The following is a 9,812-nucleotide window of genomic DNA, read 5'->3' as shown; positions in this document are numbered from 1 at the left end:
CGAGATTTGCAACGCAGTATGGGGCAATTTTAGCATCAGCCCGCAGGGACAGGACTCTTTTTTGCCGCTTCATCGTTAAAAATAAACGCTTAGAATGACTAAACTTATTATTTTTAACCTCGAATCGCCTAAAAAATAGTCACTGTCAGTGCCATGGTCGAATGGTCAACACGCCCTAAAGGCAAACAAGGAAAATAGCGCAGATAATATCGAGATATTGAACAGCTATTTGACACCGTTTGCCGAAGATTTAGCCATTTCTAAATCATTTAGTCATAGACGTTTCAATTGAAGACACGCCCTAGTAGCCATGCCAGACATCTTGCTCAACAACATCATAGACAGTAACGATCAGCAACCATAAAATAGAGGTTCATAAAAAAAGCGTCTGACCTTGTGCAGACGCTTTTTTTGATTTTATCCATTAAGAAGAACTAAAACACGCGGTTGAGACCATTGAGCGCGGCCACACGATACGCTTCTGCCATCGTTGGATAGTTAAAGGTCGTATTTACAAAGTACTCTAGGGTGTTATTACACTTCATAACCGCCTGACCGATGTGGATAATCTCTGAGGCATGGTTGCCATAGCAGTGAATACCCAGAATCTCTAATGTCTCGCGATGGAAAAGAATTTTTAACACGCCACTACGCTCGCCAATGATTTGCGCGCGTGCTAAGTGCTTAAAGAATGCCTGACCCACTTCATAAGGCACTTTTTCATCCGTTAGCTCTTGCTCCGTTTTACCGATGCTTGAAATTTCAGGGATAGTATAGATGCCTGTCGGTACACTGGAGACAGGCTCGGCATCACGGTCACCGACCATAAAGGCGGCTGCACAGCGTCCTTGATCGTAAGCCGCTGAAGCCAGCGATGGCCAACCAATCACGTCACCTGCAGCATAAATATGGTCAACTTCGGTGCGATAAGTGTCATCAACGTGTAGCTGACCGCGGCTGTTGGCGGTTAGACCGATCGCTTCTAGGTTAAGACCTTCGGTATTGCCTGAGCGACCATTCGACCACAAAATAGCGTCTGATTTGATTTTCTTACCACTCTTTAAGTGCAAAATCACGCAGTCATCGTGGGTCTCTAAATGATCAATCTCTTCATTACTACGGATAAGGACGCCAAATTGTCTAAAGTCATGCGCGATGGCGTCGCTAATTTCGCTATCTAAGTAGCTGAGCAATTGGTCTTTGTTATTGATTAAATCCACTTTATAGCCAAGACCCGTAAAGATAGAGGCATATTCACAGCCGATCACGCCAGCGCCATAGATGATGATTTTCTTAACGGTATAATCCATTTGTAGGATTTTGTCAGAATCAAAGACACGTGGATGATCAAAGTCTAGAATCTCAGGACGGTACGGACGACTACCGACAGTGATAATAGCTTTATTAAAGGTAATCTGCTCAAAGGCGTTATCATCAATCTCGATGCGTAGCGTATGCGCGTCTACGAAGCTTGCCCAACCATGAACCACCTCAACTTGATTGCGCTCATAAAAGCGGGTATGCGTGTTGACCTGACGACGAATGACTTGACGCGCACTGGCCAAAACCTTATTGAGTGGTACTTGCTGATAGTCCATCGTTTGCGTGAACATGGGGTCACGGCGATAGTTAATCAGGTTGAATACCGATTGACGCAGTGCTTTACTTGGAATCGTACCGACGTGCGTACAGTTACCGCCAACCTGCTCACGTGGATCAATTACGGCAACTTTTTTGCCCGCTTTTGACAGCTTCATTGCCGCCGCTTCACCCGCAGGGCCTGCACCTAAGATAACCGCGTCATAGTCATAAGGATGGCTGTCGGCTTTTAGGCGCTGTGAGTCACGTGTTAGGTTTGATTTGATATCGATGCGCTTATCATCAAGCGGACTGACTAAGGCAGGATGGTGCATGATGTCTTCAGTGACTTGCTCATGCGTTTGTTCGATTTTTTCTTGCGTACTTTTATCTTGGGTTTTTTCAGGGGTCGTGTTCGGCGCGCTCCCTGCGTCCTTGTTCGATACTTCGGTTTTGGTGTCTGTACCCGTATCGTTGGTGGTATCGCCTTTGCGTTTATTAACCATCGTGTCCTCTTATCTTTTTTGTGCGTAAATTTAGTGCCTACAGTAAAGATGTCTGTACGTCATCATTGGCGCATGATGGGCGCTCTTAGGTGCCCATATCCTGCTTGACATCGAAGTGCATTGTACATGCCTATATTCTTATAACTAAATAGATAGCATTTATTTGTTCAATATTAGGGCGTGCTTTATTAAAAGAGGTCATACTCAATGTGGCATGACCTCTTCTATAATATCAACCAATACGGCGTTTTAGTCCTGTCATCTGTAGTATGCGTGTTGCAATCTCTTCCACAGACATCTCTGACACGTCCAGATTTGGAATGCCTTGCGAGATATAAATACCCTGAATAGCACGCTGCTCCTGCTGACACTGCTGATAGCTTGAATAGCGGCTGCCTGCACGGCGCTCTTGACGGATACGCACCAAGCGATCGGTATCAATCATGAGGCCAAACAGTTTGTCTTTATGCTCGCGTAGTGCCTTTGGCAACTGATTGTCATACAAGTCGTCTTCGGTCAACGGATAGTTGGCGGCACGAATACCAAATTGTAAGGCCAAATACAGCGATGTTGGCGTCTTGCCTGAGCGTGACACCCCAACCAAAATAATATCTGCCATGTTGTAATGACGCGTACGCGCCCCATCATCATTATCAAGCGCAAAATGCACCGCATCAATACGCGCTTTATACGTCTCAGAATCCACGTGATCATGCGCGTGCCCTGAGTGCCCATCAGGCTCGATGCCTGTTTCTTCGGCAATACGGCCAATCAAACCTTCATACATATCAAGATTGCAACTGTCTGCCGAATTGATTTTTTCGCGTATTTCAGGACTGACGATAGTATCAAAAACGAGCGGCAATAACCCATCGCGTTGATACGCCATGTTAATTTGCTCAACCGCGTCTTGCGCACGCTCTAGCGTATCTACATACGGCAAGACATGGGTCTCAAAAGGGACAGAAGCAAACTGACTTAGGATAGAGCGGCCAAGTGTCTCGGCAGTAATGGCCGTACCATCTGAGATAAAAAAGGCACTGCGGATGGCTTGTGAATTGTCTAGGCTCAGTGCATGACGGTTTTGGATAGTGGGCTTGTCTTGCCCTGAAACATTGGCGTACATAAAAAATCTCACTATATCAAGCAACAAAAAATATGGGATTAAAATCTGCACCTCTACGCGCAGCACTTATACCGCCTACCTATGATGTTATGCATGGCACGCGCTAAGTGCGTCTGATCTTAAAGCGCGATGCCGATTTGTCATTATACGCATATTGCCGAATGAATAAAAATCTATGTTTGAGCGCTTCTCTTGTCTTGATCATATCTCTTTACCTCTATCCCCAACCCTGTTTTCATTAAGAAAATATGTCTAAGATGTGTCTCAAAATGCGTATTGATACAAAAAAGATGGCAATTTTTCGCAAGTTTTTTGTTTCTCTACTCGAAATTCTAAAATTATAACGGTATAATCTGCCCTTATAATCCTTACTAAATAACCTTATTTTTCGGAGTTATCATGACAGCGCAATCTACAGCACTCGTAATCAATCTTGATAAGCTAGGAAAAGATGACATCGACAGAGTTGGCGGCAAAAACGCCTCACTGGGTGAAATGATCAGCCATCTGTCAGATTTGGGCGTAAGCGTTCCTGGTGGTTTTGCAACCACAGCCGAAGCGTTTAACCGCTTTTTGACTGAAACAGGTCTGCTTGACAAGATTAATGACGAGCTTAAAGCTTTAGACGTTGATGATGTTAATGCCTTGACGGCAACCGGTAAGAAAATCCGTCAGTGGATTATCGACCAAGAACTGCCAAAAGATTTGGAACAAGAAGTTCGTCAAGCCTTTGAAGAAATGAGTGGCGGCGAAGACATCGCTGTTGCTGTACGTTCGTCAGCGACTGCTGAAGATTTGCCAGACGCTTCGTTTGCAGGTCAGCAAGAAACGTACCTAAACATCCGTGGTATCGACAACGTATTGATTGCGATTAAAGAAGTCTTTTCTTCTTTATACAACGACCGCGCTATTTCTTATCGCGTACATAAAGGTTTTGAGCACGCAGGTGTTGCCCTATCAGCGGGTATCCAGCGTATGGTTCGCTCAGAAACTGGCGCAGCGGGCGTTATGTTTACCCTAGATACCGAAAGTGGTTTTGACCAAGTCGTATTTATCACCTCAAGCTATGGCCTCGGCGAAATGGTCGTACAGGGTGCGGTAAACCCTGACGAATTCTACCTATCTAAAGCCCTTATCAACGACAACAAGCCTGCCGTTATCCGTCGTAACCTAGGCAGCAAGCATAAGAAAATGGTCTATGGCGATGAAGGCAGCACTGCCAAATCAGTCAAAACCGTTGATGTTGATAAGCAAGACCGTATGCAGTTCTCACTATCGACTGAAGAGCTGACTGAACTTGCCAAACAAGCCATGACTATCGAAAAGCACTACGGTCACGCGATGGATATCGAGTGGGCAAAAGATGGCGATACTGGCGAGCTTTTCATCGTTCAAGCACGTCCTGAAACCGTGAAGAGCCGCCAAGACAGCAACGTTATGGAACGCTACATCATCGACACCAGCAATGCCAAAATCCTATGCGAAGGCCGTTCAATTGGTCAGCGTATCGGTGCAGGTAAAGTGCGTATCGTAAGCAACCTAAACGAGATGGACAAGGTTCAAGAAGGCGACGTACTGGTATCAGACATGACTGACCCAGATTGGGAACCAGTAATGAAGCGCGCTTCTGCCATCATTACCAACCGTGGTGGCCGTACTTGTCACGCTGCTATCATCGCGCGTGAGCTTGGTGTGCCTGCGATCGTTGGCTGTGGTAACGCCACCGAACTGCTAAGCGACGGTCAAGACGTAACCGTATCTTGTGCCGAGGGCGATACAGGCTTCATTTATGAGAGCCAGCTCGACTTTGAAGTACAGACCAACTCTATCGAGTCTATGCCAGATCTTGCGTTCAAAATTATGATGAACGTCGGTAACCCTGATCGCGCCTTCTCGTTCACGCAAATGCCAAACCAAGGTGTTGGTCTTGCGCGTCTTGAGTTCATCATCAACCGCATGATTGGCGTGCATCCAAAAGCACTATTGAACATGAACAGCCTACCCCGTGAAGTGTCACAAGCCATCAGCGAGCGCATCGCAGGCTACGCGTCACCAGTAGATTTTTATGTTGATAAATTGGTTGAAGGTATCTCAACCCTAGCCGTTGCCTTTAAAGAGCAGCCCGTTATCGTTCGTATGTCTGACTTTAAGTCGAACGAATACGCCAACCTATTGGGCGGCAAATTGTACGAGCCATCAGAAGAAAACCCAATGCTTGGCTTCCGTGGTGCCAGCCGTTATGTGTCAGAAAACTTCCGCGATTGCTTTGAACTTGAGTGTAAAGCCCTAAAACGCGTTCGCGACGAGATGGGTCTGACCAACGTTGAGATTATGATTCCATTCGTTCGTACCACTGACGAAGCACGTCAAGTCATCGAACTGCTTGAGAAAAATGGTCTAAAACGCGGCCAAAATGGCCTACGTATCATCATGATGTGTGAGCTACCAACCAACGCTCTATTGGCAGAAGAATTCCTAGAGTACTTCGATGGCTATTCAATCGGTTCAAACGATTTGACCCAGTTGACCCTAGGTCTGGACCGTGACTCAGGTATCATCTCGCATCTGTTTGATGAGCGTGATCCTGCGGTTAAGAAACTGCTATCAATGGCGATTGCTGCTTGTCGCAAGCAAGGCAAATACATCGGTATCTGTGGCCAAGGCCCATCAGATCACCCAGATCTAGCCCATTGGCTCATGGAGCAAGGCATCACCTCTGTGTCATTGAACCCAGACTCTGTACTGGATACTTGGTTCTTCTTGGCTGGTGAAGGCGAAAAATAAGCCACTTATATAAGTAAGCCGCTTTGGTACTGGGGTCTGTCTTGTTTCTTAACAAACAGACCCCATTTAATGACCTAAGATAAGACTGAACATGTAGGGATTTATGCAAATTTTTCTGGCTCGAAACAATGTACAGGCAGGTCCATACACGTTGGATCAGCTTAATATCATGCTTGCATCAGGTGAGGTACAACTTGATGATTTGATGTGGCATGAAGGCTTTACTGAATGGCGACGCGTTGGTGAGGTAACAGGCAATCAAGCATTTTACCAACCTGCTTTTGCTACACAAGCCTCTGCACCCACACCGAATCACACAACAAGTACAGCAGATGATAATTTGTCTGTTAATAGACTGTATGGTAAGCCTGAAAGCCGCGCTACCGACACGAAAAGTACTGCCAAACCTAAATCTGTATCGCTTAATAAAGCCAAACCCATTGCCGCCACAGATAAAGTCGTTGGCGATGTGGTACTCGCGCCCATCATGTCACGCGTACTCGCGACAGCCATCAATGGTTTATTGTATCTTCTCGCGGTTATCCCCCTACTCATGGCGTTAACCAAGGTTAATATTGATTACAGCAAATTTCAAAATGTACAAAATTTTGATGCGGCTTATCAGTATTCCGTCACGCTTATGGAGCAGATACCGCAGAATACCTTAATGATGTCGCAAGCGATGGTATTTGGCTTGCTCGCTATTCAGTTCTTATTTATCGTATTGCGCGGACAGTCATTAGGTAAATTAATCACAGGAATTCGCGTAGTGGACCAAACCACGCACTTGTTGCCATCGTTTGGCAAACGTGTCCTGATGCGCACCATTGTTCTATTTATTCTATACAACCTGTTGTTTTCTTTTACCAGCTTCCTAGGCTTTGCGGTCATTGCCATACATTATTTTATGGCAGCAAAAAACGATAAAAACATTGGATTGCATGATAAATTGGCACATACCTTGGTCGTAAAAGCCGATGACCGTCAGCTTGGTAAGACGCCAAAAGCCTAATTCTGTCTTTATTGGTTTTTGACAAAAACAGTACTTCGGTACTGTTTTTTTGTGCCTATAGACTTTAACGCAGGCGTCTTAGGGCATATAAGGGCGTGTCCCTAATTCAAGCGTTTATGACTAAATGGGGACACGCCCAAGTACAGTATTTGGATATTTTTTACGTTAAGACCATTAATCGTGCATTTTGGCTTTGTACTTCTTAATCAGAGTTGTTATAATACGGCGCTTTATATACTAAGCCTTTGTGCCTATTTATTTATAGACACTATTTTAGCTTACCTTATAAATCTCCTTGCTATCAACATAGGGTTGATAGCTGACTAATCCGCAAGGAGTCTCTTATGCGACATTATGAAGTGGTGTTAATCGTACACCCAGACCAAAGCGACCAAGTGGTCGGCATGGTTGAACGCTACATCAAGTTGGTTCAAGACAACAATGGCACTATCCACCGTCTAGAAGACTGGGGTCGTCGTCAGTTGGCTTACCCAATCAACAAAATTCACAAAGCTCATTACGTCCTATTCAATATCGAAACCGATGGCGAAACGCTTGCAGAGCTTGAAGAACTATTCCGTTACAATGACGCGATCATTCGTAGCCTAGTTATCCGCCGTGATGAGGCAATCACTGAAGAGTCTCAGTTAGCTAAAAATGCCGATGAAAAGCGCGCACGTAAAGCTAACCGTCGTTCAGACAACGACAATGACGACAACAGTGAAGACTAATTAAAGGAGAATACTCATGGCACGTTTTTATCGCCGTCGCAAATTCTGCCGTTTCACTGCTGAAGGCATCACTCACATCGACTATAAAGATGTTGAGTTGCTAAAACAGTACATCAGTGACAATGGCAAAATCGTACCAAGCCGTATTACTGGTACTTCTACAAAATATCAGCGTCAATTGGCAACAGCTATCAAACAAGCTCGTTACCTTGCGCTACTACCGTATACTGACAACCATCAGTAATTGACGTTTATCTAGGAGTGACTCATGCAAGTTATTTTGTTACAGCGTATCGTCAACCTTGGTAAGCTCGGTGAAACTGTCGATGTAAAACCAGGTTACGGACGTAACTTTCTAATCCCACAAGGCAAAGCATTGCCAGCTACTGCTGCTAACATCGAAAAGTTCGAAGCACGTCGTGCTGAACTTGAAGCAGAAGAAGCCGCTGAGCTAAGCGCTGCACAGACTCGTGCTGACGCATTGACTGACGTAAATGTCATCATGCGCGCTAAATCTGGCGACGAAGGCAAGCTATTCGGCTCTATCGGTACTCGCGATATCGCTGAAGCACTAACCAGCTCTGGTCTAGAAGTTGACCGTTCTGAAGTGAAGCTGCCTGAAGGCGCACTACGTCAAGTTGGCGAATACAATGTTGATATTCAGCTACATCACGACGTAACTGCTAGCATCCTTGTTACTATCTTATCTGAAGATGGCGACAACAGCTTTGCAGAAGAAAGCGAAGAAGACGATTCAGAATAGTAATCTCTGATCGTGTGAGCGTTATAAGAAAGCCAGCTTTATGCTGGTTTTCTTTTTTTTGCACCTTAAGAGTTATCCTATCATTTTTATAATGCTACATGGTTTAGCGTATGACTTTGGTATTGATCGCTTTTGCCCAGCCGATAGATTTTTCTTCACAGCGGTTACAGGGTTGTTTCGCCACTACTCCTTGTACCACTTGTCCGCAATACATACAGGCATAATGCTGATGCACCTCAATGTCTTTGACCGCTTGATAGGCTTTAGGAAATAATGGCAAGCCGTAATGCACTTCCTCATCTGCGAACATCAACACGCTAAACGTGCCGTCCGTCTCTAACAGCCCAACCCGCACTTGTCCCAAATGTTCAATACCCTGTTGACGCATCTCGGAAAAAAACTCATCGTGCGACATCTTGCCTTGTTCGATTTTATCGAGTACCAGCATCCCATCTTCGATAATATAAAGCGAGCGCCCTTCTAACAAATCCTCTAACGGCTGATAGCGCATCATTAGCCATGTACACAGGCGGTAAAGCATAATTACCAAGCTCATAATGATAACCGCTTGGACAATCGGCAAATCTTCGGTAAACATCGGATCGCCAGCGATAGAGCCGAGTGACAGAATAATGGTCAGCTCAAAGATAGACAGCTGACGTACCCCGCGTTTACCCGTAAAACGTAAAAATACAATGATTAAGACAAACATCACTGATACACGTATCGCAATCTCAGCGACGAACGGCCATGTGGTGTCATAAATAAAAATGTCTGCCAGACTCATAACGTTATCGTCCAAGAAGATAGTGAGGGAGATTACTATAATAGATAAAAAAACGCATAGCCAGTGCTACGTCAATGCGGGTTAAGACAAAAGCATAAGGTTGGATAACATATAGGCGATACTTCTCATAGAGTTGTCAAAAAAGGTGTCAAACAGTACGCCATAAAAAAAGCCAGCCACCTGAGTGACTGACTTAATTTAATATATTTGGTGGAGATGGCGGAAACCAAACATTTAATCCAAGTATATGATTATGCTGGTTATATTTTTAATAAATTTATTCAATACCAACTATAATACCAACATTTATTTTAAAACTACCCATTTTCGCCAAGTATAAGCGCAATTCATCAGGGTGTGAAGTTTTTAACGCCCTTTCATGGGGTTAATTTGGTGACGACTGCGCGCGCTCGATTAATACCGCTTTGAGGCGTGCAAATATGGCGCGTTTTGTGCGCGTTAATTCTCCCCACTGGGGGTTATCTCCTAAATTCCCGCCATTGGTGGTTATTCGCTATGCTGCAC

The 9,812-nt window shown here is 44.9% G+C and carries 8 protein-coding genes; 5 read left to right on the top strand and 3 right to left on the bottom strand.

The window, feature by feature from the left end; translation table 11 throughout:
* Nucleotides 1-434: 434 nt before the first annotated feature.
* Together sthA and JIE71_RS08875 are read right to left on the bottom strand one after the other, a co-directional pair.
* On the bottom strand, nt 435-1,913 hold the full coding sequence (sthA, locus tag JIE71_RS08880; RefSeq protein ID WP_199508357.1) for a Si-specific NAD(P)(+) transhydrogenase: 1,479 nt from the start codon (nt 1,911-1,913) through the stop codon (nt 435-437).
* Nucleotides 1,914-2,316: 403 nt separating this feature from the next.
* Entirely contained in the window at nt 2,317-3,210 is an 894-nt protein-coding gene (locus JIE71_RS08875; RefSeq protein ID WP_199508352.1) for a pyruvate, water dikinase regulatory protein, read from the bottom strand.
* 399 nt (nt 3,211-3,609) lie between these two features.
* Between JIE71_RS08875 and ppsA the strand changes: the two genes are divergently transcribed.
* From ppsA to rplI, 5 genes are all read left to right on the top strand, one after another.
* Entirely contained in the window at nt 3,610-5,994 is a 2,385-nt protein-coding gene (gene ppsA, locus JIE71_RS08870; protein WP_199508351.1) for a phosphoenolpyruvate synthase, read from the top strand.
* 103 nt (nt 5,995-6,097) lie between these two features.
* Nucleotides 6,098-7,006: an RDD family protein gene (locus JIE71_RS08865; protein ID WP_228284610.1), complete on the top strand. Its 909-nt coding sequence runs from the start codon at nt 6,098-6,100 to the stop codon at nt 7,004-7,006.
* A gap of 344 nt (nt 7,007-7,350) precedes the next feature.
* Nucleotides 7,351-7,737, top strand: coding sequence for a 30S ribosomal protein S6 (rpsF, locus tag JIE71_RS08860; protein ID WP_199508350.1), 387 nt, complete (start codon nt 7,351-7,353; stop codon nt 7,735-7,737).
* Nucleotides 7,738-7,753: 16 nt separating this feature from the next.
* Nucleotides 7,754-7,981, top strand: coding sequence for a 30S ribosomal protein S18 (gene rpsR / locus JIE71_RS08855; RefSeq protein ID WP_068404827.1), 228 nt, complete (start codon nt 7,754-7,756; stop codon nt 7,979-7,981).
* Between the two features lie 24 nt (nt 7,982-8,005).
* Complete coding sequence (gene rplI, locus JIE71_RS08850) at nt 8,006-8,500, top strand: 50S ribosomal protein L9 (RefSeq protein WP_199508349.1); 495 nt, start codon at nt 8,006-8,008, stop codon at nt 8,498-8,500.
* A gap of 103 nt (nt 8,501-8,603) precedes the next feature.
* Here rplI and JIE71_RS08845 read toward each other — a convergent pair whose 3' ends face one another.
* Nucleotides 8,604-9,287, bottom strand: coding sequence for a DUF421 domain-containing protein (locus tag JIE71_RS08845; RefSeq protein WP_199508348.1), 684 nt, complete (start codon nt 9,285-9,287; stop codon nt 8,604-8,606).
* Between the last annotated feature and the right edge of the window lie 525 nt (nt 9,288-9,812).

This window comes from Psychrobacter sp. bablab_jr014 (assembly GCF_016464015.1).
Classification (GTDB): Bacteria; Pseudomonadota; Gammaproteobacteria; order Pseudomonadales; family Moraxellaceae; genus Psychrobacter.
Note: the sequence above shows the minus strand (reverse complement) of the source record. Positions and strands in the feature narration are given on the sequence as shown.

Bases quoted from the DNA above. Each gene is read 5' to 3' on its own strand.
- JIE71_RS08865 (WP_228284610.1), top strand. From the start codon at position 6,098: ATGCAAATTTTTCTGGCTCGAAACAATGTACAGGCAGGTCCATACACG.
- JIE71_RS08875 (WP_199508352.1), bottom strand. From the start codon at position 3,210: ATGTACGCCAATGTTTCAGGGCAAGACAAGCCCACTATCCAAAACCGT.
- JIE71_RS08845 (WP_199508348.1), bottom strand. From the start codon at position 9,287: ATGAGTCTGGCAGACATTTTTATTTATGACACCACATGGCCGTTCGTC.
- rpsF (WP_199508350.1), top strand. From the start codon at position 7,351: ATGCGACATTATGAAGTGGTGTTAATCGTACACCCAGACCAAAGCGAC.
- sthA (WP_199508357.1), bottom strand. From the start codon at position 1,913: ATGCACCATCCTGCCTTAGTCAGTCCGCTTGATGATAAGCGCATCGAT.
- rplI (WP_199508349.1), top strand. From the start codon at position 8,006: ATGCAAGTTATTTTGTTACAGCGTATCGTCAACCTTGGTAAGCTCGGT.
- rpsR (WP_068404827.1), top strand. From the start codon at position 7,754: ATGGCACGTTTTTATCGCCGTCGCAAATTCTGCCGTTTCACTGCTGAA.
- ppsA (WP_199508351.1), top strand. From the start codon at position 3,610: ATGACAGCGCAATCTACAGCACTCGTAATCAATCTTGATAAGCTAGGA.